Origin of the sequence: Pantoea sp. Pa-EAmG, from assembly GCF_030024295.1 — a bacterium.
Classification (GTDB): domain Bacteria; phylum Pseudomonadota; class Gammaproteobacteria; order Enterobacterales; family Enterobacteriaceae; genus Pantoea; species Pantoea dispersa.
Genome location: NZ_JASEWO010000029.1, coordinates 1 through 25,196 on the forward strand (window position 1 = coordinate 1; position 25,196 = coordinate 25,196).

At 59.2% G+C, this 25,196-nt stretch carries 22 protein-coding genes; 16 read left to right on the forward strand and 6 right to left on the reverse strand.

Going from position 1 to position 25,196, the window contains the following annotated elements:
- Positions 1-14 precede the first annotated feature (14 nt).
- From QMM04_RS06325 to QMM04_RS06365, 9 genes are all read left to right on the forward strand, one after another.
- Positions 15-2,573 carry a class I adenylate cyclase gene (locus tag QMM04_RS06325; RefSeq protein ID WP_021506974.1) on the forward strand — a complete coding sequence of 853 codons (2,559 nt, stop codon included), beginning with the start codon at positions 15-17 and terminating at the stop codon, positions 2,571-2,573.
- Between the two features lie 125 nt (positions 2,574-2,698).
- Complete coding sequence (locus QMM04_RS06330) at positions 2,699-2,905, forward strand: lipoprotein (RefSeq protein ID WP_022548017.1); 207 nt, start codon at positions 2,699-2,701, stop codon at positions 2,903-2,905.
- Positions 2,906-2,934: 29 nt separating this feature from the next.
- Positions 2,935-3,759, forward strand: a complete 825-nt coding sequence (gene dapF, locus QMM04_RS06335) for a diaminopimelate epimerase (protein WP_031279612.1) — start codon at positions 2,935-2,937, stop codon at positions 3,757-3,759.
- Positions 3,756-4,460, forward strand: a complete 705-nt coding sequence (locus tag QMM04_RS06340; RefSeq protein WP_021506972.1) for a DUF484 domain-containing protein — start codon at positions 3,756-3,758, stop codon at positions 4,458-4,460. Before dapF ends, QMM04_RS06340 begins: the two co-directional genes overlap by 4 nt.
- The gene (xerC, locus tag QMM04_RS06345) at positions 4,457-5,368 is read left to right on the forward strand and encodes a tyrosine recombinase XerC (protein ID WP_021506971.1); all 912 of its coding nucleotides are present in this window, start codon (positions 4,457-4,459) and stop codon (positions 5,366-5,368) included. Before QMM04_RS06340 ends, xerC begins: the two co-directional genes overlap by 4 nt.
- Positions 5,365-6,081, forward strand: a complete 717-nt coding sequence (gene yigB, locus QMM04_RS06350) for a 5-amino-6-(5-phospho-D-ribitylamino)uracil phosphatase YigB (RefSeq protein WP_021506970.1) — start codon at positions 5,365-5,367, stop codon at positions 6,079-6,081. Before xerC ends, yigB begins: the two co-directional genes overlap by 4 nt.
- A gap of 173 nt (positions 6,082-6,254) precedes the next feature.
- A complete protein-coding gene (gene uvrD, locus QMM04_RS06355; RefSeq protein WP_282995841.1) occupies positions 6,255-8,417 on the forward strand; it encodes a DNA helicase II in 2,163 nt (720 codons plus the stop codon).
- A 320-nt stretch (positions 8,418-8,737) separates the two neighbouring features.
- The gene (corA, locus tag QMM04_RS06360; RefSeq protein ID WP_010617090.1) at positions 8,738-9,691 is read left to right on the forward strand and encodes a magnesium/cobalt transporter CorA; all 954 of its coding nucleotides are present in this window, start codon (positions 8,738-8,740) and stop codon (positions 9,689-9,691) included.
- A gap of 231 nt (positions 9,692-9,922) precedes the next feature.
- A complete protein-coding gene (locus QMM04_RS06365) occupies positions 9,923-10,975 on the forward strand; it encodes an AbrB family transcriptional regulator (RefSeq protein ID WP_058775517.1) in 1,053 nt (350 codons plus the stop codon).
- Here the strand turns inward: QMM04_RS06365 and rarD are convergent.
- Together rarD and QMM04_RS06375 are read right to left on the reverse strand one after the other, a co-directional pair.
- A complete protein-coding gene (rarD, locus tag QMM04_RS06370; RefSeq protein WP_021506967.1) occupies positions 10,946-11,845 on the reverse strand; it encodes an EamA family transporter RarD in 900 nt (299 codons plus the stop codon). The genes QMM04_RS06365 and rarD overlap by 30 nt on opposite strands.
- Positions 11,846-11,888: 43 nt before the next feature.
- The gene (locus QMM04_RS06375; RefSeq protein ID WP_031279610.1) at positions 11,889-12,359 is read right to left on the reverse strand and encodes a thioesterase family protein; all 471 of its coding nucleotides are present in this window, start codon (positions 12,357-12,359) and stop codon (positions 11,889-11,891) included.
- Between the two features lie 164 nt (positions 12,360-12,523).
- On the opposite strand from QMM04_RS06375, the gene pldA reads away from it, so the two are divergent.
- Genes pldA through rhtC form a run of 3 tightly spaced genes read left to right on the forward strand, consistent with a single transcriptional unit; the run spans position 12,524 to position 15,882 of the window.
- Entirely contained in the window at positions 12,524-13,402 is an 879-nt protein-coding gene (gene pldA, locus QMM04_RS06380; RefSeq protein ID WP_021506965.1) for a phospholipase A, read from the forward strand.
- 20 nt (positions 13,403-13,422) lie between these two features.
- On the forward strand, positions 13,423-15,246 hold the full coding sequence (recQ, locus tag QMM04_RS06385; RefSeq protein WP_058758115.1) for an ATP-dependent DNA helicase RecQ: 1,824 nt from the start codon (positions 13,423-13,425) through the stop codon (positions 15,244-15,246).
- A gap of 12 nt (positions 15,247-15,258) precedes the next feature.
- Positions 15,259-15,882, forward strand: coding sequence for a threonine export protein RhtC (gene rhtC, locus QMM04_RS06390; RefSeq protein WP_021506963.1), 624 nt, complete (start codon positions 15,259-15,261; stop codon positions 15,880-15,882).
- A gap of 81 nt (positions 15,883-15,963) precedes the next feature.
- Here rhtC and rhtB read toward each other — a convergent pair whose 3' ends face one another.
- Positions 15,964-16,587, reverse strand: a complete 624-nt coding sequence (rhtB, locus tag QMM04_RS06395; protein WP_021506962.1) for a homoserine/homoserine lactone efflux protein — start codon at positions 16,585-16,587, stop codon at positions 15,964-15,966.
- A gap of 103 nt (positions 16,588-16,690) precedes the next feature.
- Here rhtB and pldB point away from each other — a divergent pair, with 103 nt between their 5' ends.
- Positions 16,691-17,686 (forward strand): lysophospholipase L2, encoded by a 996-nt coding sequence (gene pldB / locus QMM04_RS06400; RefSeq protein WP_282995842.1) that lies wholly within the window; start codon positions 16,691-16,693, stop codon positions 17,684-17,686.
- A 32-nt stretch (positions 17,687-17,718) separates the two neighbouring features.
- Complete coding sequence (gene yigL / locus QMM04_RS06405) at positions 17,719-18,519, forward strand: sugar/pyridoxal phosphate phosphatase YigL (RefSeq protein WP_058758117.1); 801 nt, start codon at positions 17,719-17,721, stop codon at positions 18,517-18,519.
- Between the two features lie 34 nt (positions 18,520-18,553).
- On the opposite strand, the gene glpT is transcribed toward yigL, so the two are convergent.
- Entirely contained in the window at positions 18,554-19,894 is a 1,341-nt protein-coding gene (glpT, locus tag QMM04_RS06410) for a glycerol-3-phosphate transporter (protein ID WP_021506959.1), read from the reverse strand.
- Between the two features lie 404 nt (positions 19,895-20,298).
- Here glpT and QMM04_RS06415 point away from each other — a divergent pair, with 404 nt between their 5' ends.
- Positions 20,299-21,177: a carboxylate/amino acid/amine transporter gene (locus QMM04_RS06415; RefSeq protein ID WP_058781586.1), complete on the forward strand. Its 879-nt coding sequence runs from the start codon at positions 20,299-20,301 to the stop codon at positions 21,175-21,177.
- Here QMM04_RS06415 and QMM04_RS06420 read toward each other — a convergent pair.
- The gene (locus tag QMM04_RS06420) at positions 21,174-21,656 is read right to left on the reverse strand and encodes a DUF1456 family protein (protein ID WP_021506956.1); all 483 of its coding nucleotides are present in this window, start codon (positions 21,654-21,656) and stop codon (positions 21,174-21,176) included. The genes QMM04_RS06415 and QMM04_RS06420 overlap by 4 nt on opposite strands.
- Before the next feature lie 90 nt (positions 21,657-21,746).
- Positions 21,747-22,679 carry an HTH-type transcriptional regulator MetR gene (gene metR / locus QMM04_RS06425; protein ID WP_021506955.1) on the reverse strand — a complete coding sequence of 311 codons (933 nt, stop codon included), beginning with the start codon at positions 22,677-22,679 and terminating at the stop codon, positions 21,747-21,749.
- Positions 22,680-22,905: 226 nt separating this feature from the next.
- On the opposite strand from metR, the gene metE reads away from it, so the two are divergent.
- Positions 22,906-25,176, forward strand: a complete 2,271-nt coding sequence (gene metE / locus QMM04_RS06430) for a 5-methyltetrahydropteroyltriglutamate--homocysteine S-methyltransferase (protein ID WP_282995843.1) — start codon at positions 22,906-22,908, stop codon at positions 25,174-25,176.
- Positions 25,177-25,196: the final 20 nt, after the last annotated feature.

Consider the following 25,196-nt stretch of genomic DNA (forward strand, 5'->3'; position numbering starts at 1 on the left):
TCAGGCGAAACGTCTTGTACCTCTACATTGAGACACTGAAACAGAGACTGGATGCGATTAACCAGCTGCGTGTAGATCGCGCACTGGCTGCCATGGGACCTGCTTTCCAGCACGTCTACAGTCTGCTGCCAACATTACTGCATTATCATCATCCGCTGATGCCGGGTTACCTTGAAGGTAGCGTTCCCCATGGCGTCAGCTTCTTTGCGCCTGATGAAAACCAACAGCAGCTGCTGCAACAGTTAGCGGGCGACCATCCGCTTGACCTCAGCAGCGCGGTGAAGGGCGAACTGCCTATCACCGGCATCTACTCGATGGGCAGCACCTCGTCCGTCGGCCAGAACAGCGTCTCCGATCTCGACATCTGGGTATGCCATCAGTCATGGCTGGATAACGAAGAGCGTCTCAATCTGCAGCGCAAGTGTACGCTCCTGCAAAAATGGTGTGTGTCGCTGGGTGTGGAAGTCAGCTTCTTCCTGATCGACGAAAACCGCTTCCGCCATAATGAGAGCGGCAGCCTCGGCGGTGAAGACTGCGGTTCTACCCAACATATTTTACTGCTGGATGAGTTCTACCGTACCGCCGTGCGCATGGCGGGCAAACGCATTCTGTGGAACATGGTGCCTGGCGAAGAAGAACATCACTACGACGATTACGTGATGTCGCTCTATTCACAGGGCGTGCTGACGCCGAATGAGTGGCTGGATCTCGGCGGTCTCGGCACGCTGTCGGCGGAAGAGTATTTCGGTGCCAGCCTGTGGCAGCTGTATAAAAGTATTGATTCGCCGTACAAAGCGGTGCTGAAAACCCTGCTGCTGGAAGCTTACAGCTGGGAATACCCAAACACGCAGCTGCTGGCAATGGATATCAAACAGCGGCTGCACGACGGCGAAATTGTCTGCTTCGGTCTCGATCCCTACTGCATGATGCTGGAGCGCGTGACGCGCTATCTGACCAGCGTCGATGACACCGCGCGCCTTGATTTGGTGCGCCGCTGTTTCTACCTCAAAGTGTGCGAAAAACTCTCCAGCGAGGAGCAGCATCCGCGCGCGGGCTGGCGGCGTGAAATTTTGTCGCAGCTGGTGAAAGAGTGGGGCTGGGACGATGAGAAGCTGGCGGTGCTGGATAATCGCGCGCAGTGGAAAATCGAACGGGTGCGCGAGGCGCACAACGAGCTGCTGGATGCGATGATGCAGAGCTATCGCAACCTGATCCGTTTTGCCCGTCGCAACAATTTAAGCGTCAGCGCCAGCCCGCAGGACATCGGCGTGCTGACGCGTAAATTGTACGCCGCGTTTGAAGCGCTGCCGGGCAAAGTCACGCTGGTGAACCCGCAAATCTCGCCCGATCTGTCGGAAGAGAACCTGACCTTTATTCATGTGCCGGCCGGGCGCGCCAACCGTGCCGGCTGGTATCTGTATAACCAGTCGCCGGACATGAGCTCAATCATCAGCCATCAGCCGCTGGAATATAACCGCTATCTCAACAAGTTAGTGGCATGGGCGTGGTTCAACGGACTGCTGACGCGCAAAACCCGTCTGCACATTAAGGGCAACGAGTTCTGCGATCTGCCGCGCCTGCAGGAGCTGGTCAACGATGTCTCCAGCCACTTCCCGCTGCGTCTGCCGGCGCCGACGCCGAAAGCGCTCTACAGCCCGTGCGAAATCCGGCATCTGGCGATCATCGTTAACCTCGAACACGATCCGACCTCGGCGTTCCGCAATCAGGTGGTGCACTTCGACTTCCGTAAGCTGGATGTATTCAGCTTTGGTCAGCAGCAGCAGTGCCTGATCGGCAGCATCGATCTGCTGTACCGCAACTCGTGGAACGAAGTGCGTACGCTGCACTTCAGCGGCGAGCAGGCGATGATTGAAGCGCTGAAAACCATCCTGGGCAAAATGCATCAGGACGCCGCACCGCCGGACACGGTGGAAGTATTCTGCTACAGCCAGCATCTGCGCGGCCTGATTCGTACCCGTGTGCAGCAGCTGGTGTCGGAATGCATTGAGCTGCGCCTGTCGAGCACGCGTCAGGAGCCGGGCCGCTTTAAAGCGCTGCGCATGGCCGGTCAGACCTGGGGGCTGTTTTTCGAGCGCATGAGCGTCTCGGTGCAGAAGCTGGAAAACGCAGTCGAATTTTACGGCGCGATTTCCAACAACAAGCTGCACGGTTTGTCGATCAAAGTTGAATCGAACCAGACGCCGCTACCACCGGTGGTTAACGGCTACGCCAGCGAAGGCATCATTCAGTTCTTCTTTGAAGACACCAGTGACGATCGCGGCTTCAACATCTATATCCTTGATGAAAGCAACCGGGTTGAGGTGTATCACCATTGCGAAGGCAGCAAAGAGGAGCTGGTGCGTGACGTCAGCCGCTTCTATTCGTCGTCGCACGATCGCTTTACCTACGGCTCGAGCTTTATCAATTTCAACCTGCCGCAGTTCTATCAGATTGTGCACGCCGGCGATCGCTTCCAGGTGATTCCGTTCCGCAGCCAGACGCTGACGCAGCTGTGCGCCACCCAGCCGGACAACGACAACGGCGACTTCCAGCCGCGCTACCAGATGCACTAAAGCCGCTGCGCTGCACGCAGTGGCCTGCCCCCGTTTCTGAACCTTCTGCCGGATATTTCCTGTTGCTTTTACAACGTCAACTGCGATGATAAGCAGCTGGGATTTGGATAAAAAGAGCAGACAGAATGATACGAGTGATGAGCCAGCTGGGTATGGCGCTGGCACTGGTCAGCCTGGTAGGCTGTGGCCTGAAAGGACCGCTGTATTTCCCGCCCAACGATCGGCCGCAACAGAAAAATCAGCCGGTGACTGAGCAGCAGCAGAAAGCGGCACAGGATGCGGATACCAGCGGCCTGGTCACCAGCAAACCGGCTGGCGTGCAGGCGAATTAAACCCGATGAGTCATCCGGCGGAGCAGAAAATGCAGTTCTCGAAAATGCACGGTCTCGGTAACGACTTTATGGTCGTCGATGCCGTGACGCAAAACGTCTTTTTTTCGCCGGAACTGATTCGCCGCCTGGCGGATCGGCATCTGGGGATCGGCTTCGATCAGTTGCTGATCGTCGAGCCACCTTACGATCCGGATCTCGATTTCCACTACCGCATCTTCAACGCTGACGGCAGCGAAGTGGCACAGTGCGGCAACGGCGCGCGCTGTTTTGCCCGCTTTGTTCGTCTCAAAGGGCTGACCAATAAAAGCGACATTCGCGTCAGCACTCAGACCGGCCGCATGGTACTGAGCGTCACCAGCGATGAGCTGGTACGCGTTAACATGGGCGAGCCCAACTTTGACCCGCAGCAGGTGCCGCTACGCGCTAACAAGGCGGAAAACCTCTATCTGCAGCGCGTGGCCGAGCAGACCGTGATGTTTGGCGCGGTATCAATGGGCAATCCACACTGCGTGATTCAGGTTGAAAGCGTGAAAACCGCCGCGGTGGAGACGCTCGGTCCGGCACTGGAGAGCCATGAGCGCTTTCCCGAGCGCGTGAACGTCGGCTTTATGGAAGTGGTCAATCCGGAACACATCCGTCTGCGCGTGTATGAACGCGGCGCGGGCGAAACCCAGGCGTGCGGCAGCGGCGCCTGCGCCGCAGTGGCCTGCGGCATTCAGCAGGGCATTCTGGCGGAGAAAGTGCGCGTCGATCTGCCCGGCGGCACGCTGCATATCGCCTGGAAAGGGGCCGGTCAGCCGCTGTTTATGACCGGGCCAGCCACACACGTCTATGATGGGTTTATTCATCTATGAAAAATATCGAAGAGCAGACCGACAGCGCGGTTTTGCTGGACGATCAGGCGGTGAGCGCCTGGCTGCGTCACAACCCCGATTTCTTTATTCGCAATGCGCGCCAGGTTGAGCAAATGATGGTGCCGCATCCGGTGCGCGGCAGCGTATCGCTGGTGGAGTGGCATATGGCGCGTCAGCGCAACCACATCCAGCAGCTGGAAGAGGAGATCACGCTGCTGATGGAGCAGGCAACCGCCAATCATCAGCTGTTCGATCGTCTGCTGGCGTTGCAGAGCCATCTCGCGGCGGCCGATAGCCTGCAGGAGATGCTGACGCGCCTGCACCGCTGGGCGCGCGAGCTTGGCCTGGCGGGCGCCAATGTGCGGCTGTTCAGCGACCGCTGGCGCATCGGCGCACCCTCCGATTTCACCCAGCTTGGTCTGTCACGCCAGGCGTTTGAGCCGCTGCGCATCCAGCGCTTTGGTCAGCAGCATCACTACCTTGGCAGCCTGAACGGACCGGAGCTGCTGCTGCTGCTGCCGCAGGCGAAAGCCGTCGGATCGGTGGCGATGTCGCTGATGGGCGAGCAGGGCGATCTCGGCGTACTGATCTTCAGCAGCCGCGACAACCAGCACTATCAGGCGGGCATGGGCACGCTGCTGCTGCAGCACCTGGCACAAATGCTGCCCGACCTGCTGTCTCGCTGGGTGGAGCGTGCATGAGCAGCGCCAGCCCGCTGTTGCCGGCCGTTGAGGGCTTTCTGCGCTATCTGAAAGTCGAACGCCAGCTCAGCCCGCTGACGCAAAAGAATTACCAGCGCCAGCTGCAGGCGCTTATCGCCATGGCGGATGACATGCACATCACCGCGTGGTCGCAGCTGGAACCGGCTCAGGTGCGCAGTCTGGCGGCGCGCAGCCGGCGCGGCGGTCTCGGGGCCAGTAGCCTGGCCCTGCGCATGTCGGCGCTGCGCAGCTTTCTCGACTGGCAGGTCAGCCAGGGCATGCTGAGCGCCAATCCGGCGAAAGGCATCGCCACGCCGCGCAACGCACGGCATCTGCCAAAAAATATGGATGTCGACGAAGTCAGCCAGCTGCTGGAGATCGACCTCGACGATCCGCTGGCAGTGCGCGACCGCGCCATGCTGGAAACCATGTACGGCGGCGGTTTACGTCTCGCTGAGCTGGTGGGCATCGACTGTCGTCATCTGGACCTGGAGAGCGGCGAGGTCTGGGTGCGCGGTAAAGGCAGCAAAGAGCGCCGCGTGCCGATTGGCGGCACCGCCGTCACCTGGCTGCAGCACTGGCTGCCGCTACGCAACAGCTTCGCGCCGCAGGATGATGCGGTTTTTGTGTCGACGCGCGGCAGCCGTATTTCGGCGCGCAATGTGCAGAAACGCTTCGCCGAATGGGGCATTAAGCAGGGCGTCGCCAGCCATATCCACCCGCATAAGCTGCGCCACTCGTTTGCTACCCATCTGCTGGAATCGAGCGGCGATCTGCGCGCGGTGCAGGAGTTGCTCGGCCACGCCAACCTCTCGACCACGCAAATCTATACCCACCTGGATTTCCAGCATCTGGCGTCGGTATACGATGCGGCACACCCGCGTGCCAAACGAGGAAAGTCTGAATGAAGTTTTATCGCCCGCTGGGCCCGATCAAAGCCATCACCTTCGATCTCGACGATACGCTGTATGACAACTATCCGGTGATCCGCAAAACCACGGCGGAATCGCATGCTGCGCTGCAGGCGTATCACCCGGCGCTGCGCGAGTTTACGCCGGAAGATTATCAGGCGCTGCGCGATGAACTGCTGCTGCGTGAGCCGGAAATTTATCACGATGTCTCTGAGTGGCGTCGCCGCTCGGTAGAGCTGGCGCTGCTCAACGCCGGACTGCCGGCCGCGCAAGCCAGCGCAGGTGCCCGCGACGTGATGAGCGTGTTTCATCAGTGGCGCAGTGCGGTGGAGATGCCAGAAGAGACGCATCAGACGCTGGCCTGGCTCGGCGAGCGCGTGCCGCTGGTGGCGATCACCAATGGCAACGCCGACCCGCAAAAGCTCGGCATTGATCACTACTTCCAGTTCGCGCTGCGCGCCGGTCCGCACGGGCGCGCCAAGCCGTGGCAGGATATGTACCATCTGGCCGCCGAACGGTTGGGCATTGCGCCGCAGCATATTCTGCACGTCGGCGATGACCTGACCACCGACGTCGCCGGTGCGCTGCGCGCCGGTCTGCAGGCGTGCTGGATCAACCTGCGTGACGGCAATCTGATGAAGATTGATGACGCGCGCCTGTTGCCACACGTGGAAATTCATCAGTTGGCATCGCTGACCTCGCTGCTATAATGGCTGTAAATTTATCCAGTCGTATTCTGTATTCTGCAACGCGCGGCCGTGCAGGCTGTGTGTCACCAGCCTGATCGCTTAGCTGATTACGCCCTCGCAGATATCTGCCCTTGCCGCCAGGCGGCAACGCGAACGGTGCAGGATACGCATCCTACTTGCTTAAAACGGTGCTTATGGACGTTTCCGATCTGCTTAACGGCTTGAATGACAAACAGCGCGAAGCGGTCGCCGCGCCGCGCAGCAATCTGCTGGTGCTGGCCGGAGCAGGCAGCGGTAAAACCCGCGTGCTGGTGCATCGCATCGCCTGGCTGTTGTCGGTAGAGAGCTGCTCGCCTTACTCAATCATGGCGGTGACCTTCACCAACAAGGCGGCGGCGGAGATGCGCCACCGTATCGACCAGCTGATCGGTACCAGCCAGGGCGGCATGTGGATTGGTACTTTCCACGGCCTGGCGCACCGTTTACTGCGCGCGCACCACCTGGATGCCGGGCTGCCGCAGGATTTCCAGATCCTCGACAGCGAAGATCAGCTGCGTCTGCTCAAGCGCCTGATCAAAGCCATGAACCTCGACGAGAAACAGTGGCCGGCGCGTCAGGGCATGTGGTACATCAACGGCAAAAAGGACGAAGGGCTGCGGCCTAAGCACATTGAAAGCTACGGCAATCCGGTGGAGCAGACGTGGCTGCGTATCTATCAGGCGTACCAGGAAGCCTGCGATCGCGCCGGGCTGGTCGACTTCGCCGAACTGCTGCTGCGGGCGCATGAGCTGTGGCTCAACAAGCCGCAGATTCTCAATCACTACCGCGAGCGCTTCAGCAATATTCTGGTGGACGAATTCCAGGACACCAACAACATTCAGTACGCGTGGATTCGCATGCTGGCTGGCGACAGCGGCCGGGTCATCATCGTTGGCGATGACGATCAGTCCATTTACGGCTGGCGCGGCGCGCAGGTGGAGAACATCCAGCGTTTCCTGCAGGATTTCCCAGGCGCGGAAACCATCCGTCTTGAGCAGAACTATCGCTCCACCAATAACATTCTGAAAGCAGCCAACGCCCTGATTGCCAACAACAATGGCCGTCTGGGGAAAGAGCTGTGGACCGACGGCAGCGACGGCGAAAAGATTTCGCTGTATTGCGCGTTCAACGAGCTGGATGAAGCGCGCTTTGTCGTCAATCGCATCAAAACCTGGCATGAAAACGGCAACGCGCTGCAGGATTGTGCCATTCTCTACCGCAGCAACGCCCAGTCGCGCGTGCTGGAAGAGGCGCTGCTGCAGGGCAGCATGCCGTACCGCATTTACGGCGGCATGCGCTTCTTCGAGCGCCAGGAGATCAAAGATGCGCTGGCCTATCTGCGGCTGCTGGCCAACCGCAATGACGATGCGGCATTCGAGCGCGTGGTCAACACGCCGGTGCGCGGCGTTGGCGATCGCACGCTCGATGTGGTGCGCCAGACCGCGCGTGAGCAGCAGCTGACGCTGTGGCAGGCCACGCGCGCACTGCTGCAATCCAAAGCGCTGGCTGGCCGTGCCGCCTCGGCGCTGCAGCGCTTCTGCGAGCTGGTGGATGCGCTGGCGACGGAAACCGCTGAGCTGCCGCTGCACGTACAGACCGATCGGGTGATTAAAGACTCCGGCCTGTGGCTGATGTACGAGCAGGAAAAGGGCGAAAAAGGCCAGGCGCGTATCGAAAACTTAGAGGAACTGGTCACTGCCACGCGCCAGTTCAGCTATCAGGACGAAGACGAAGATCTGATGCCGCTGCAGGCGTTTCTGTCGCACGCGGCGCTGGAAGCTGGCGAAGGCCAGGCGGACAAGTGGCAGGATGCGGTGCAGCTGATGACGCTGCACTCGGCGAAAGGGCTGGAGTTCAGCCAGGTGTTTATCGTCGGCATGGAAGAGGGCATGTTCCCGAGCCAGATGTCGCTGGACGAAGGCGGCCGGCTGGAGGAGGAGCGTCGCCTGGCCTATGTCGGCGTGACGCGCGCGATGGAGAAGCTGACGCTCACCTACGCTGAAACCCGCCGCCTTTATGGTAAGGAAGTGTATCACCGGCCGTCGCGTTTCATTGGTGAACTGCCGGAAGAGTGCGTGGAAGAGGTGCGGCTGCGCGCCAGCGTGAGCCGGCCGGTGAGTCATCAGCGCATGGGCACACCGGTGGCGAAGAGCGACAGCGGCTTCGCGCTCGGGCAGCGCGTGCGCCACGCTAAGTTCGGCGAAGGCACCATTATCAATCTGGAAGGCAGCGGCGAGCACAGCCGTCTGCAGGTGGCCTTCCAGGGCCAGGGCATCAAGTGGCTGGTGGCGGCTTACGCCCGGCTGGAAACCGTGTAGCGCGGTTGCGCTACCTTGACGACTTTTTCGTCTCAGCGTAACATGCGCGCACTATTATCATGAGAGGACAATGCCTTGGACGCGCCCAGTCGATGCTGGCTCAACCGCCTGTTTAACAGGAACAACTCCTAAGGTCACCTCTCATTGCGGGTAGCCTTAGCGGTTATCAGCGACCTCCCTTTACACTCTCGTCGCACGAGTCAGCACTGATTTACCCTTGAAGCGAAAGTTTCCGCGTTCAGGCTTTGCCGTGCCCGTGGTGCCAGCAGCACTGCGGTTCACCGCCTTGTCCCATGTCGTCTGCAATGGGGAGTATTGCTATGCTGAGCGCATTTAAACTGGAGCGCGATCGCCTGACGCGCATCGAGCTGGAAGACAACAACGACAAACTCAACACCTCGGTGTGGGTCGATCTGATCGAGCCGGACGACAGCGAGCGTGAGCGCGTGCAGTCAGAACTGGGGCAGAGCCTGGCAACGCGCCCCGAGCTGGAGGACATTGAGGCCTCGGCGCGTTTCTTCGAAGACGAAGACGGCCTGCACATCCACTCCTTTTTCTTTTTTGAAGATGCTGAAGACCACGCTGGCAACTCCACCGTGGCGTTTACCATCCGCGAAGATCGCCTGTACACACTGCGCGAGCGTGAGCTGCCGGCGTTCCGCCTGTACCGCATGCGCGCGCGCAATCAGCAGCTGACTGACGGCAACGCCTACGAACTGCTGCTCGATCTGTTCGAAACCAAAATCGAGCAGTTGGCGGATGAGATCGAGAACATCTATAGCGCGCTGGAAAAACTCAGCCGCGTGATTATGGAAGGGCAACAGGGCGAAGAGTACGACGACGCGCTGTCGCGCCTGGCGGAGCTGGAGGATATCGGCTGGAAAGTGCGTCTTTGCCTGATGGATACCCAGCGTGCGCTGAACTTCCTGGTGCGTAAAGCGCGGCTGCCGGGCAATCAGCTGGAGCAGGCGCGCGAGATCCTGCGCGACATCGAATCGCTGCTGCCGCACAACGAATCGCTGTTCCAGAAGGTTAACTTCCTGATGCAGGCGGCGATGGGCTTTATTAACATCGAGCAGAACCGCATCATCAAAATCTTCTCGGTGGTGTCCGTAGTGTTCCTGCCGCCGACGCTGGTGGCCTCCAGCTACGGTATGAACTTTGAGTTTATGCCGGAGCTGAAGTGGAGCTTTGGTTATCCCGGTGCGATTGGCCTGATGATTCTCGCCGGGCTGGCGCCGTATCTCTATTTCAAACGGAAGAACTGGCTGTAATCGCACAGCATTGCATCATCGCACAGAACCGTAGCGGCGCGATTCATCGCGCTTTGTCTAACGGATGCTCAGCATATTGCGTCGTGGCATTCGCGTTATTAATACGCAAACCTGAGCGCAATAAATTGCGCCGCTACAACAGCGTGCGGTCTTTTGCTGGCGCCTTACCCCTGACGCGCCAGCGCTAATCTGCTAACCTGTTGCCTCAACTCACTTTCTGATTTCCACCTTATGGCGCGTTTCTCTTTGCGGCAGCAGTGGGCGCTGCTGCTGACGGCTTCGCTGGTGCTGGGCTGCCTGTTGCAGCTGTTGCACCTGCCGGCTGCACTGCTGCTCGGTCCGATGATTGTCGGTACCATTATGGGTCTGAGCGGCGCAACCGTGCGCATCGACAAACGGCTGTTCGTGCTGGCACAGGCGGTGCTGGGCTGCATGATCGGCCAGAGCCTGTCGCCTGCGATCCTCTCACCGCTGCTCGATGACTGGCCGGTGGTGCTGGCGGTGCTGCTGCTGACGCTGGCGGCCAGCGGGCTGTCCGGTTTTCTGCTGGTGCGCTTTAGCTCGCTGCCGGGACCGACCGGCGCGTGGGGATCGTCGCCGGGCGGCGCGTCCGCAATGGTGGCGATGGCGGGCGATTTCGGCGCCGACGTGCGGCTGGTGGCGTTTATGCAATATCTGCGCGTACTGTTTGTTGCTACCGCCGCGGCCGTGGTGGCTCGCATCGGCCTCGGCAGCAGCGGTGCTGCTGCCCACATTGTCTGGCTGCCGCCGCTGCACAGTGGCTTCGTGCTGACGCTGCTGGTGATGGTGGCGGGCGCGTGGCTGGGGCAGAAACTGCGTATCCCGTCCGGCGCGCTGCTGCTGCCAGCGCTGATGGGTGCCACGCTGCACGGAACAGGTGTCGCGACGCTGCAGGTGCCGGAGTGGCTGCTGGCACTGGCCTATGCGCTGATCGGCTGGAGCGTTGGCCTGCGCTTTACCCGGCCGATCTTTTTGCTGGCGCTGCGCACGCTACCGCAAATGATCGCCTCGATTATCGGCCTGATGCTGCTGTGCGGGGGGCTGGCGTGGATGCTGACGCGCGTGCTGCACGTCGATCTGATGACCGCTTATCTGGCAACCAGCCCGGGCGGGCTGGATACGGTGGCGATTATTGCTGCTGGCAGCCGGGTCGATATCGCGTTTGTCATGGCGCTGCAGACGCTGCGTCTGTTTACCATTCTGCTCACCGGCCCGGCGATGGCCCGTTTTATCTCACGCTATGCGCACGCGCGTGCGGGCTGAAAACAGCAGCGCGTCCAGAATGAAGATCGCCAGCGCCAGCCAGATGAAGCCGAAGGTCACCATTTTATCCGGCGTCAGGCTCTCACCGTAAAACAGCACCGCCAGCAGGAACATCAGCGTCGGCCCCAGATATTGAAAGAAACCGACCGTCGACAGGCGCAGGCGCGCGCAGGCGGCGGCGAACAGCATCAGCGGAATGGTGGTAATGATGCCGGCGGCGATCAGCTTGAGATTCAGGCTGAGCGGATTGGCGCTGAGGTGGCTGGTGGCGCTGTCGGCAAAGCCAAACAGATAGATGGCCGCCAGCGGGAACAGCCACGCGGTTTCAATCAGCATACCGCTCTGTGCATCAACCTGAATCTTCTTGCGCACCAGCCCGTACAGCGCGAAGCTCAGCGCCAGGCCGAGGCCGATGACCGGCAGCGAACCGAACTGCCACAGCTGCACCAGCACGCCGGTGGCCGCCAGCAGCACCGCCAGCCACTGCAGACGGCGGAAGCGCTCACGCAGAAACAGCATGCCAAACACCACGTTAATCAGTGGGTTGATAAAGTAGCCGAGGCTGGCCTCCAGCATATGCTGATTATTCACCGCCCAGATAAACAGCAGCCAGTTGCCGCCGATAGTCAGTGCGGTCAGCGCCAGCAGCAGCACTTTTTTCGGCTGGGCCAGCACGCTGCGTACCTGACGCCAGCTGCGGCTCAGGGTAATCAGCCCCAGCATAAACAGGGCCGACCAAATCACACGGTGGGTCATAATTTCCGTCGGTGGCACTTCTTTGACCAGCTTGAAATAGGCCGGTGCGATGCCCCAGATAAAGTAAGCGCCCAGCGCATAAAAAATGCCCTGACGCGTTTGTTGCGTATCCATCATCTATTCCAGAAAAGCGGCGAGTGTGGCAGGCCGCACGAAGTTAACCAATAAGATAGGTCGCAGTCGCAGTGGCGATGTAATCGCCCTGCTGATTGTGCAATTCGACGCGCGCAACCGCGACTTTATTCCCGGCGCGCAGCAGGCTGCTGGTGGCGACAAAGCGCTCGCCGCGTCCCGGGCGCAGGTAGTCGACGCGCATATCAATGGTGCCCATGCGTGACAGGCGCTGACGCAGCTCCTCTTCGCTGATGCTCTGCTGGCGCGACAGCGCATGGCTGACGCACACCAGCCCGGCGGCAACATCCAGCACTGAGGCAATCACGCCACCGTGCAGAATCTGCTGCGCGGCGTTACCCACCAGCATGGTTTTATTGGCAAAGCCGAGTTCGGCGTAATCGGCTTCAAGGCGATCCAGCTCAAGGCCCAGTGCCTGATTAAACGGCATGTGATAGACAAAAATTTCGCCAATCAGCCGGCGCGCTTCCTGCTGTGTCAGCATCGGGGATGACATTTTTCCTGCCTTAAGATGTTAAAGAATTGTGTATATTATGCCGCGTTCGCGCCGCTTTCCAGTTTCAGAAATCCGCGCTAATCAACCACCGGGTTTGCGTGTAGAATGGCGTGCTTTTTGAACCGTCGCCCGACGATAACTTTTGCAGCGCTCTGGAGAATTCTATGCGTAAGCAGTACGCCTTGCTGGCCGCGGCATTTATGGTTCCTGCGCTGGCGCAGGCCGATGAAGCCACCGTGAAAGAGGTTCATGACGCACCAGCAGTGAAGGGCAGTATTATCGCTAACCTGCTGGAAAAACACGATAACCCATTCGTGCTTTATCCCTATGAAAATAACTATCTGCTTTACACCTACACCAGCGACATGAATAAAGAGGCGATTTCCTCTTACAACTGGGCAGACAAAGCGAAAAAGGATGAAGTAAAATTCCAGCTCAGCCTGGCGTTTCCGCTGTGGCGCGGCATTTTGGGTGACAACTCGGTGCTGGCCGCGTCGTATACTCAGCGCTCCTGGTGGCAGCTGTCGAACCGGGGGGCTTCATCACCGTTTCGTGAAACCAACTATGAGCCGCAGATTTTTCTCGGCTGGGCCACCGACTATTCGCTGGGCGGCTGGACATTACGCGACGTCGAGCTGGGTCTGAATCATCAGTCAAATGGCCGCAGCGATCCCACGTCACGCAGCTGGAACCGCGCTTACGCCCGTCTGATGGCGGAGAATGGCAACTTCCTGGCGGAAATCAAACCCTGGTATCGTCTGCCGGAAAGTGCCAGCAACGACGATAACCCGGACATCACCAAATACATGGGCTACTACCGCGCGAAGCTGGGCTATATGCTCGGCGACAGCATTTTCAGCGTGGAAGGCAACTACAACTGGAATAGCGGCTACGGCGGTGCCACCTTCGCGTGGAGCTATCCGATTTCTGAACACGTGCGCTTTTACACGCAGCTGTTCAGCGGTTATGGTGAATCCCTTATTGACTATAACCATCGCCAGACGCGTCTTGGCGTCGGCGTAACGCTTAACGATCTGTTCTAACCAGTCAAAACAGGATTACCGTGGCAACATCGGCAGTGCTTAATCAGGAAATGCTGGCGCAGCAGGTATTACAGGATACCTTCGGCTATCAGCAGTTCCGTCCGGGTCAGCAAACCATCATCGAAACCGCGCTGTCAGGGCGCGACTGCCTGGTGGTGATGCCGACCGGCGGCGGCAAATCGCTGTGCTATCAAATCCCGGCGCTGGTGCGCGAAGGGCTGACGCTGGTGGTTTCGCCGCTGATTTCACTGATGAAAGATCAGGTCGATCAGCTGCTGGCGAACGGCGTGGCGGCGGCGTGCCTTAACTCGACGCAGACGCGTGAGCAGCAGCAGCAGGTGTTTGCGGACTGCCGCAGCGGCAAACTGCGGCTGCTGTACATCGCGCCGGAACGTCTGATGATGGATAACTTCCTCGACACCCTGCAGCACTGGAATCCGGTGATGCTGGCCGTCGATGAAGCGCACTGTATTTCGCAGTGGGGCCACGATTTCCGTCCGGAATATGGCGCGCTCGGTCAGCTGCGCCAGCGCATTCCGCAGCTGCCGGTGATGGCGCTGACCGCCACCGCCGATGAAGCCACGCGTAACGACATCGTGCATCTGCTGCAGATGCACGATCCGCTGATTCAGATCAGCAGTTTTGACCGTCCCAACATTCGCTACACGCTGGTGGAGAAGTTCAAGCCCACCGAGCAGCTGCTGCGCTATGTGCAGGATCAGCGCGGCAAAAGCGGCATCATCTACTGTAACAGCCGCGCCAAAGTGGAAGACACCGCTGCGCGTCTGCAGAGTCGCGGTATCAGCGTTGGCGCTTATCATGCCGGCATTGACAGCGAGCAGCGCGCACGCGTGCAGGAAGCCTTTCAGCGTGACGATTTGCAAATCGTGGTCGCGACCGTGGCGTTCGGCATGGGCATCAACAAGCCCAACGTGCGTTTTGTGGTGCACTTCGACATTCCGCGCAATATCGAATCCTACTATCAGGAGACCGGCCGCGCCGGGCGTGATGGTCTGCCGGCGGAAGCGATGATGCTGTACGACCCGGCCGACATGGCGTGGCTGCGTAAGTGTCTGGAAGAGAAAGCGCCAGGGCCGCTGCAGGATATTGAACGCCACAAACTCAACGCCATGGGCGCGTTTGCCGAGGCGCAAACCTGCCGTCGTCTGGTGCTGCTTAACTATTTTGGTGAAGGTCGCCAGCAGCCGTGCGGCAACTGCGATATCTGCCTCGATCCGCCGCGTCGCTATGACGGCCTGGTCGAAGCGCAAAAAGCGCTGTCGGGCATTTATCGTACCGGGCAGCGTTTTGGGATGAGCTATATTGTTGAAGTTTTGCGCGGCTCAACCAACCAGCGCATCCGCGATAACGGCCACGACAAACTGCCGGTGTACGGCCTCGGGCGCGAGCAGAGTCAGGAGCACTGGGTCAGCGTGCTGCGCCAGCTGATCCATCTGGGCATGGTGACGCAAAACATCGCCATGCACTCGGCGCTGCAGCTCACCGAGGCCGCGCGCCCGGTGCTGCGTGCTGAAGTGCCGCTGATGCTGGCGGTACCGCGCACCGTGACGGTGAAAAGCCGCAGCAGCGCGCCAAAAGTCTACGGCGGCAATTACGATCGCAAGCTGTTCGCCAAGCTGCGTAAGCTGCGTAAAGCCATCGCCGACGAAGAGAATATTCCGCCTTACGTGGTGTTTAACGACGCCACGCTGATTGAAATGGCAGAACAAATGCCGGTCAGCGCTTCAGAGATGCTGAGCGTGAACGGGGTCGGTCATCGCAAACTGGAGCGCTTCGGTAAGCCGTTCCTGCTGATGATCAAAGAACATCTTGATGAAGAATAAGGGAAATAAACCATGCTGATGTTATTTGCCACCGTCGCGCTGGTGCATCTGGTTGCGCTGATGAGTCCGGGACCGGACTTCTTTTTTGTCTCACAGACCGCCGCCAGCCGCTCGCGCAAAGAGGCGATGATGGGCGTGCTCGGCATTACGCTGGGGATTGTGATTTGGGCCGGCGTCGCGCTGATGGGCCTGCATCTGATTCTGGAAAAAATGGCGTGGCTGCATGAAATCATTATGGTCGGTGGCGGTCTGTATCTGCTGTGGATGGGCTGGCAGCTGCTGCGCTCGGCGCGTCAGCGTCACAAGCAACCTCATACGGAAGCGCCGGTGGTTGAGCTGCCAAAGCGTGGTATGAGCTTCCTCAAAGGGTTTCTCACCAACCTGTCTAACCCGAAAGCCATCATCTACTTCGGCAGTGTGTTTTCATTGTTCGTGGGCAACGATGTGGGCGCGATTGAGCGCTGGGGCCTGTTCCTGCTGATCGTCGGTGAAACCTTTGCCTGGTTTACCCTGGTGGCGGCGATTTTTGCCCTGCCGTGGATGCGCGATAAGTATCAGCGGATGGCGAAGTGGGTGGACGGTATGGCGGGCGTGCTGTTTGCCGGATTTGGTATTCACCTCATCATCTCCCGATAACATCCCGAACCGTAGCGGCGCAATTTATTGCGCGTTTCAACTGGGCGCGATAAAGCGTGCCGCTACGATCAGTGCAAATCGTTACGCCATTTTACGTGCGCTGGCCAGCAGTGCGCCGACCGCCATAAACAAGCCACCAAACACCCGGTTCAGCAGCTTCATCTGCTTCGGACCTTTGATCCAGCCAGCGATGCGCGTCGCCAGCGTGGCGTAACCAATCATCACAATGATGTCGACCACGATGGTGGTCACGCCGAGCACCAGATACTGCATCAGCTGCGGCTGGTGCGGCACGATAAACTGCGGAAACAGCGCGGCGAGAAACACAATGCTCTTCGGATTGGTGAGATTCACCAGCAGCGCGCGCTGAAACAGACGACGACGCGGCATCGCTTTGGCCACCGCATTGAGATCGATTCCGCCCGCTGAGCGCCACTGCTGAATGCCAAGCCACACCAGATAGGCCGCGCCCGCCCATTTCAGTACCTCAAACGCCAGCACCGACTGCGAAAACAGCGCGCCCAGACCGGCGCCCACCAGCACAATATGCACGGCAAGACCCAGCTGTAATCCGGTAATTGAGGCTGCCGCACCGCGATAGCCGTGGCTGATGCCGGTGCTCATGGTGTTGATCGCGCCGGAACCGGGCGAGAGGCTGAGGATGGTCGTGGTTAACAGGTAGGTTAACCACCATTCAATGGTCATGGGTGACATTCCCTGAAGAGAGTGAAGTGTGACACAATACGCCAGAAAATCGCGCTGCGCTATTAAGTGCAGAGCCGCGTTTGACGTTTTTTCAGGGGGACGGATGCAGCAGCATAAACAGAGTTGGCTCGGACGTGAGCACGCTTTTTCAGCCTTTGCTACCGGTCCGCTGCTCGACTTCTGGCGTCAGCGTGAAGAGTGTAAATTCAGCGGCGTGGGCAATCTGACCATTCGCTATGTGCGCTTCACCTCACCGCAACACCGCCGTGTCATCCTGATTGTGCCCGGACGCATTGAAAGCTATATCAAATACCCCGAGCTGGCCTATGACCTGTTCCACTGTGGCTACGATGTGGTGATTATCGACCATCGCGGTCAGGGGCGTTCAGACCGGCTGCTGGCTGATTCGCATCGCGGACACGTGGTGGAGTTCAGCGATTATGTCGACGATCTGGAAACGCTGTATCTGAAAGAGATCGTCAGCCATCACTATCAGCAGCGCTACGTGCTGGCGCACTCGATGGGCGGCGCAATTGTGGCGCTGTTTCTGGCGCGTCAGCCGCAGGCCTTCCACGCGGCGGTGTTTTGTGCGCCGATGTTTGGTATCGTGCTGCCGCTGCCGCCGTTTCTGGCGCACCGTATTCTCGATTGGGCGGAAAAGCTGCCCGCGCTGCGCGACGGCTACGCGCTGGGCACCGGACGCTGGCGCGCCAGCCCGTTTGGCATTAACCGGCTGACGCACAGTCGCGAACGTTATCGTCGCAATCTGCGTTTTTATGCCGACGATCCGGCGATTCGCGTCGGCGGCCCTACCTATCACTGGGTGCGGGAAGGGATTCAGGCCGGACGCCATATCCTTAATCAGGTGGCGCAGATTACGACACCGATTCTGCTGCTGCAGGCCAGTGAAGACGACGTGGTGGATAACCGCGCGCAGGATCTGTTCTGTGAAGCCATGGCGGCAGCGGGACATGCGGTGGAAGGCACCACGCCTTACATCATTCAGGGCGCGCGTCACGAGATCCTGTTTGAAACAGACGCCATGCGCGCCGAAGCGCTCAATGCGGTGGTCGACTTTTATCAGCGCCACCGTGACTAATGTATTCTTAGACATCAATACCAGAGGCCTACATGTACCACATCGTTGCATCCGACCTGGATGGCACGCTGCTTTCTCCGCAACATCGTCTGACGCCGTTTGCCCGCACCACGCTGCAGGAACTGGTGGCGCGCGATGTGCATTTTATCTTTGCCACCGGACGCCACTACATCGACGTCGGTCAGATGCGCGATAAGCTCGGCATTCCGGCGTATATGATCACCTCAAACGGCGCGCGCGTGCATAATGCCGACGGCGAACTGGTGTTCAGCCACAATCTGGACAGCGATATCGCCAGCGAGCTGTATGGCCTGAAGTATCACGATGAGAAAATCCTGACGCACGTTTACCGCGACGATGAGTGGCACATCAGCCGCCATAATCCGCAGGAAGCGGAGTTTTTCCAGGAATCGGTGTTCACCTATCAGGTGTATCAGCCCGGCATGCTGGCGACCGACGGCATCAGCAAAGTGTTCTTCACCTGCGACGATCCGGAGCATCTGGTTCCGCTGGAACAGGCGATTGAAGCGCGCTGGGGTGACCGGGTTAACGTCAGTTTCTCGCTGCCCACCTGTCTGGAAGTGATGGCTGGCGGCGTCTCGAAAGGGCACGCGCTGGAAGCGGTGGCGAAACAGCTTGGCTATTCGCTGAAAGAGTGCATCGCGTTTGGCGACGGCATGAATGATGTCGAGATGCTGAGTATGGCGGGCAAAGGCTGCATCATGCGTAACGCCCATCAGCGCCTGAAAGATACCCTGCCGACGCTGGAAGTGATTGGCAGCAACGCCGACGACGCGGTGCCGCAGACGCTGCGTAAATTATTCCTCGCCTGAATAAAACGGGCCGGTATGCACCGGCCCGCTCAGATTATGCCTGCTGCTGCTTGTGGCGATGCTCGCTGACCATGGTCAGCAGCAGTAACACCACCGCCAGCACCGATCCGACAATCATCACTAAGAAACCGCCGTCCCAGCCGAAGAAATCCACGGTGTAACCGACAATCGCACTGGCTGCCACCGATCCGCCGAGATAGCCGAACAGACCGGTAAAGCCTGCCGCAGTGCCGGCCGCTTTTTTCGGTGCCAGCTCCAGCGCGTGCAGACCAATCAGCATCACCGGACCGTAGATCAGGAAGCCAATGACGATCATGCAGATCATATCTATGCCCGGATTGCCCGGCGGGTTCAGCCAGTAAATGATGGTGGCGATGGTCACCAGCGTCATGAAAAACACCCCGGTGGCACCGCGATTGCCGCGGAATACCTTGTCCGACATCCAGCCGCACAGCAGCGTGCCCGGAATCCCGGCGTATTCGTACAGGAAATAGGCCCACGAGGATTTATCCAGCGTGAAGTGCTTCACCTCTTTCAGATAGGTCGGTGACCAGTCGAGGATGCCGTAGCGCAGCAGATAAACGAATACGTTGGCCAGCGCGATGTACCACAGCAGCTTATTCGGCAGCACGTACTGCATGAAAATCTGCTTCGCCGTCAGCTCCTGTTCGTGGTTCTCGCTGTAATCCGGCGGATAGTCATTCTTCCATGCCTCAATCGGCGGTAGCCCGCACGACTGCGGCGTATCGCGCATCAGCGCAAAAGCGATGATGGCGACGAGGATGGCACCAAACGCCGGCATATAGAGCGCAGCTTTCCAGTCGTTAAACCACGCCATGCCGAGCAGGAACAGCAGCGGAGGAATACCGCCACCCACGTTGTGCGCGCAGTTCCATACCGACACAATGCCGCCGCGCTCTTTCTGCGACCACCAGTGCACCATGGTGCGTCCGCACGGTGGCCAGCCCATGCCCTGGAACCAGCCACACAGAAACAGCAGCACGAACATCACCATGATGCTCGAGGTTGCCCACGGCACGAAGCCCATCACCAGCATCACTGCGGCGGCGAGAATCAGGCCGGCGGGCAAAAAGACCCGCGGGTTGGAGCGATCCGAGACCGATCCCATGATGAATTTGGAAAAACCGTAGGCGATGGAGATGCCGGAGAGGGCAAAGCCAAGGTCGCCGCGGGAAAAGCCCTGTTCGACCAGGTAAGGCATCGCCAGCGCAAAGTTTTTGCGCACCAGATAATAGGCGGCGTAGCCAAAGAAAATGCCGAAGAAGATCTGCCAGCGCAGACGACGATAGAGCGGATCGACGCGATCGTCCGCCACCTGGGGCTGGTGTGGTGCAGGTTTAAAAATACTCAACATCAGAATGGCCCTCCAGGGCGCAATATAGTTATCGATTCCCAGCAGGTTGGGGCAAAAACAAAGTACGACGGCGAACAGAAAGCAACCTTTCCATTTCGCGCACAGAATAGTGATGGTTACGCGCAGTTACTGTGACGTGTGACACATATGTTACAGTTTTATGACAATAAAGAGCGTTATAAACCAGTAAATGTTGGATTTCGCGCATTTGTGCCAGAATAACGGCGCGCCGCCTCATAAAAATTGCCGCCCGCCGGTCAACCCGCCATGCGGACGCGTGCCTGTTAACCGGGCAGTGAAGATGCGATCGTGTTTAATTTCATCATATGTCAACCAGATTATCCCGCCAGCGCGCTGTAGTTTGTTTACACTAGCGCCAGTGTTGAACTTTAGGATGCATAACCGTGCTGTTGCTGATCGTTACCACCATTCTGTGGGCTTTTTCTTTTAGTTTAATCGGGGAGTATCTGGCGGGGCAGGTGGATACCTGGTTCTCGGTGCTGATGCGTTTAGGCCTGGCGGCGCTGGTCTTTCTGCCGTTTCTGCGCTGGCGCGGTTACCGCGCCTCAACGTTGCTGCTCTATATGCTGGTGGGCATGCTGCAATTAGGCATTATGTATCTGATCAGCTTCGAGGCTTATCTCTATCTCAGCGTGCCGGAATTCCTGCTGTTTACGGTGATGACGCCGCTGTATGTCACGCTGATTTATGACCTGCTCAGCAAGCGCCCGCTGCGCATTGGCTATGCCTTTAGCGCGCTGCTGGCGGTGCTCGGTGCGGCCATTATCCGCTACGACAAAGTCAGCGATGATTTCTGGTTCGGACTGCTGCTGGTGCAGGCGGCCAACATCTGCTTTGCGATTGGCATGGTGGGCTATAAGCGCCTGCAGGAAGTCCGCCCGATGCCGCAGCACACCGCGTTCTCGTGGTTCTATCTCGGCGCAGTGCTGATCGCGGTGATCGCCTGGTGCATCTGGGGCAATCCGCACAAGCTGCCGACCACCACGCTGCAGTGGGGCGTGCTGGTGTGGCTGGGCGTGGTCGCGTCCGGGCTGGGTTACTTCATGTGGAACTACGGCGCGACTCAGGTCGATGCCGGGACGCTGGGCATTATGAACAACATGCACGTGCCGGCAGGATTACTGGTGAACCTGGCGATCTGGCAGGAGAAGCCGCACTGGCCGAGCTTTATCGCCGGGGCGATAGTGATTTTTGCGTCCCTGTACGTGCATAAACGCTGGGTACTGGGACACATGGCCAAAAGCGGCAGTTCAGGCGCTTAGCTTTTTTTCGCGGGTGTCGATGGTCGCTGAATCAGCGTTAAGCCTTTCAGGAAGTTACGCAGAATCTGGTCACCGCACTCGCGATAATTTTTATGATCCGGGTTACGGAAAATCGCACCGATCTCAGCCTGTGACACTTTGAAGTTAGCCTTCAATAAGATATCCGGGATATCGGTGGTTTTCAGCGCGAAGGCGATGCGTAACTTCTTGAGAAAGATATTATTGTTCATGCGGCGCTCAACCGACGGGGCCGGCGCGTCTTCGCTTTTGCCGCGACGGTAGAAAATCAGACCGTTGAGGAAGTAGCCCATCAGCACATCCGGCAGTTTACGAAACGCTTCATCGTCATCTTTCTTCAGCCACGCCTGCACATCTTCACGCGGTACTTCACTGCCCGCCAGCGCAAAAATCTCCACCACTTTGCTGTCGCTCAAATCCAGCATATAGCGCACGCTGCGCAGCACATCGTTATTGGTCATGGTGAAACTCTCCGGTAGCGGTTAAGGCGGCGCATTATAGAGCAGGCAGGGCGGGGATAACAGCACGGGCGACATTGGCCGCCCGCGGCATCAGGACGAGACCGGCTGCAGGGAACCGGGGCGCGAGGCATCGCGCACATAAGGCAGGTGTTCGCAGGCGTGCTGACGGGCAAAGCGCACAAAGGCCTCCAGCACCGGCTGCCGCTGCTCGCCGTCGCGCATCGCCGCGTATAAACGGCTCCACAATCCGTCGCCCAGCGTGCGTGTCACCACCAGCCCCTGGTGCTCAAAGCTCTCTACCACCCAGTGCGGCAGCGCGGCAATGCCCATGCCGGCCGACACCATCTGGATCAGCAGCAGCGTATTATCCACGCTCTTCAGCGCCGGGCTGACGCCGGCTGGCTGTAAGAAGTTACGCCACACGTCCAGCCGCTGACGCTGTACCGGATAGATCATCAGCACCTCATCGGCCAAATCTTCCGGCGTGATGTGAGCCAGTTGCGCCAGACGGTGATCCGGCGCCAGCACCAGCCGCACCTCAAAATCAAACATCGGCGCATAGAACAAACCGCTGCGCGGCAGAATATCGGACGTCAGCACCACGTCCAGTTCGCCCTGCTGCAGCGCCGGCTGCGGATCAAAGGTCACGCCGGATTTGAAGTCCATCACTACCTGCGGCCAGCTCTGACGGAAATTGTTCAGGGCCGGCGTCAGCCACTGGATGCAGCTGTGGCATTCGATAGCGATGCGCAACGTGGTCTGATGCGGCTCATGACAGGCCTGCAGCGCCTGCTGGATCTGCGGCAGAATCTGCTCCGCCAGCTGCAACAGAATCTCTCCCTGCGGCGTAAAACGGAGCGGCTGGCTCTTACGCACGAACAGCCGAAAGCCCAGCCGCTGTTCCAGGTCGCTGAACTGGTGAGACAACGCCGATTGCGTCTGATGAAGCTGGGCGGCGGCGGCAGCCAGCGAGCCGGTGTGCCGTAACGCCTGCAGCGTCCGCAGGTGTTTGAGTTCGATCATGAGAGTCCTTCACATCGAGATTGAACAAATTGCGCTTGAGACACATACAGTACCCGCAGATTATAGCGGTGTAAACATCTGGACGGCTAAACATCTCAGTCAGACGCGACGGCCACTTTACCTTTGTCCAGCTAACACGCTCAGCGCACGGCAGGATTGCCCGCTGGATGAACGTAAATCGGTTGCTGCGACTGTCGCACAGCGAACAACTTCTGGAGAATCTCACATGACCATTCTGAACCATACTCTCGGTTTCCCTCGCGTCGGACTGCGCCGCGAACTGAAAAAAGCGCAGGAAAGCTACTGGGCCGGGAACAGCTCACAGGACGAACTGCTGGCGGTGGGTCGTGAACTGCGCGCCCGTCACTGGCAGCAGCAGAAAGACGCCGGTGTTGATCTGCTGCCGGTCGGCGATTTTGCCTGGTACGATCACGTGCTGACCACCAGCCTGCTGCTCGGTAACGTACCGGCACGGCACCAGAATAAAGACGGCTCGATTGACCTCGACACCCTGTTCCGCATCGGCCGCGGTCGGGCGCCCAGCGGCGAGCCCGCGGCGGCGGCGGAGATGACCAAATGGTTTAACACCAACTATCACTACATCGTGCCGGAATTTACCCAGGGTCAGCAGTTCCGTCTCAGCTGGACGCAACTGCTGGACGAGGTGGATGAAGCGCTGGCGCTCGGCCACACCATCAAACCGGTGCTGCTGGGGCCGGTGACCTATTTGTGGCTGGGTAAGGTGAAAGGTGACGCCTTTGACCGCCTGTCGCTGCTGCAGGCCATTCTGCCGGTGTACCGTCAGGTGCTGGCTGAACTGCATCAACGCGGCATCGAATGGGTGCAGATTGATGAGCCAGCGCTGGCGCTGGAACTGCCGCAGGCGTGGCGCGAGGCGTTTAAACCGGCGTACGACGCGCTACAGGGCGAAGTAAAACTACTGCTGACCACCTACTTTGACAGCATTGGTCAGAATCTTGATGTCATCAAAACGCTGCCGGTGCAGGGCCTGCACGTGGACCTGGTGCACGGCAAAGACGATCTTCAGCAGCTCAACCAGCAGATCCCGGCGGACTGGCTGCTGTCGCTGGGGGTGATCAATGGCCGTAACGTCTGGCGCGCCGATCTCACCCGCTGGTTTGAGCGCCTGCAGCCGCTGATCGGCCAGCGTCAGCAGCTGTGGATCGGTTCCTCCTGTTCGCTGCTGCACAGCCCCATTGACCTGAGCGTGGAAACCCGCCTCGACGACGAGGTCAAAAGCTGGTTCGCCTTTGCGTTACAGAAGTGCACGGAGCTGTCGCTGCTGAGTCAGGCGCTGAACCAGCACGATGCCGCTGCGCTGCACGCCTGGAGCGCGCCGATTCGCGCCCGGGCAAACTCTGCTCGCGTGCACAACCCCGCCGTGGCGCAGCGTCTGGCGCAAATCCAGGCCAGAGACACTGAGCGCAACAGCAGCTACACCGTGCGTGCTCAGGCGCAGCGTCAGCGCTTTAACCTGCCAGCGTGGCCCACCACTACCATCGGTTCTTTCCCGCAGACGACCGAGATTCGCGGCCTGCGCCTCGACTTCAAAAAAGGCAACATTGACGGCGGCCACTACCGCACCGGTATCGCGGAACACATCCGGCAGGCGATTGCGGAGCAGGAGCGTCTGGGGCTCGACGTGCTGGTGCATGGCGAAGCCGAGCGTAACGACATGGTGGAGTACTTCGGCGAAAACCTCGACGGCTTTGTTTTCACGCAGAACGGCTGGGTACAGAGCTACGGCTCGCGCTGTGTTAAGCCGCCGGTGATCATCGGGGACGTCAGCCGCCCGCAGCCGATCACCGTCGAGTGGGCAAAGTATGCGCAGTCGCTGACCGACAAACCGGTGAAGGGCATGCTGACCGGACCGGTCACCATCCTGTGCTGGTCGTTCCCGCGGGAAGACGTGACGCGCGAAACCATCGCAAAACAGATTGCGCTGGCGCTGCGCGACGAAGTGCAGGACCTGGAAAAAGCCGGTATCGGCATCATTCAGATTGACGAACCGGCGCTGCGTGAAGGCTTGCCGCTGCATCAGTCTGACTGGGCAGCCTACCTGCGCTGGGCGGTGGACGCGTTCCGCCTCAACGCTGCGGTGGCGCAGGACGAGACGCAGATTCACACCCACATGTGTTATTGCGAGTTCAACGACATCATGGATTCGATTGCCGCGCTGGACGCCGACGTCATCACTATCGAAACCTCACGTTCTGATATGGATCTGCTGGATGCGTTTAAAGCGTTTGAGTATCCGAACGAAATCGGGCCGGGCGTGTATGACATCCACTCACCCAACGTACCGAGCGTGGAATGGATGGAAGATCTGCTGCGCAAAGCGGCGCAGAGTATTCCGCAGCAGCGTCTGTGGGTGAACCCGGACTGCGGCCTGAAAACGCGTGGCTGGAGTGAAACGCGTCAGGCGCTGGCCAACATGGTGAAAGCGGCGCAGAAGCTGCGCGCCGAAACCGTTTGATGGCAGGATAATACGTTGTG

Coding starts and splice junctions, on each gene's coding strand:
- QMM04_RS06340 (WP_021506972.1), top strand. CDS start 3,756: ATGAAAAATATCGAAGAGCAGACCGACAGCGCGGTTTTGCTGGACGAT.
- rhtC (WP_021506963.1), top strand. CDS start 15,259: ATGCTGATGTTATTTGCCACCGTCGCGCTGGTGCATCTGGTTGCGCTG.
- yigL (WP_058758117.1), top strand. CDS start 17,719: ATGTACCACATCGTTGCATCCGACCTGGATGGCACGCTGCTTTCTCCG.
- yigB (WP_021506970.1), top strand. CDS start 5,365: ATGAAGTTTTATCGCCCGCTGGGCCCGATCAAAGCCATCACCTTCGAT.
- pldB (WP_282995842.1), top strand. CDS start 16,691: ATGCAGCAGCATAAACAGAGTTGGCTCGGACGTGAGCACGCTTTTTCA.
- rarD (WP_021506967.1), bottom strand. CDS start 11,845: ATGGATACGCAACAAACGCGTCAGGGCATTTTTTATGCGCTGGGCGCT.
- QMM04_RS06330 (WP_022548017.1), top strand. CDS start 2,699: ATGATACGAGTGATGAGCCAGCTGGGTATGGCGCTGGCACTGGTCAGC.
- metE (WP_282995843.1), top strand. CDS start 22,906: ATGACCATTCTGAACCATACTCTCGGTTTCCCTCGCGTCGGACTGCGC.
- corA (WP_010617090.1), top strand. CDS start 8,738: ATGCTGAGCGCATTTAAACTGGAGCGCGATCGCCTGACGCGCATCGAG.
- QMM04_RS06375 (WP_031279610.1), bottom strand. CDS start 12,359: ATGTCATCCCCGATGCTGACACAGCAGGAAGCGCGCCGGCTGATTGGC.
- rhtB (WP_021506962.1), bottom strand. CDS start 16,587: ATGACCATTGAATGGTGGTTAACCTACCTGTTAACCACGACCATCCTC.
- QMM04_RS06420 (WP_021506956.1), bottom strand. CDS start 21,656: ATGACCAATAACGATGTGCTGCGCAGCGTGCGCTATATGCTGGATTTG.
- xerC (WP_021506971.1), top strand. CDS start 4,457: ATGAGCAGCGCCAGCCCGCTGTTGCCGGCCGTTGAGGGCTTTCTGCGC.
- QMM04_RS06365 (WP_058775517.1), top strand. CDS start 9,923: ATGGCGCGTTTCTCTTTGCGGCAGCAGTGGGCGCTGCTGCTGACGGCT.
- glpT (WP_021506959.1), bottom strand. CDS start 19,894: ATGTTGAGTATTTTTAAACCTGCACCACACCAGCCCCAGGTGGCGGAC.
- uvrD (WP_282995841.1), top strand. CDS start 6,255: ATGGACGTTTCCGATCTGCTTAACGGCTTGAATGACAAACAGCGCGAA.
- metR (WP_021506955.1), bottom strand. CDS start 22,679: ATGATCGAACTCAAACACCTGCGGACGCTGCAGGCGTTACGGCACACC.
- pldA (WP_021506965.1), top strand. CDS start 12,524: ATGCGTAAGCAGTACGCCTTGCTGGCCGCGGCATTTATGGTTCCTGCG.
- dapF (WP_031279612.1), top strand. CDS start 2,935: ATGCAGTTCTCGAAAATGCACGGTCTCGGTAACGACTTTATGGTCGTC.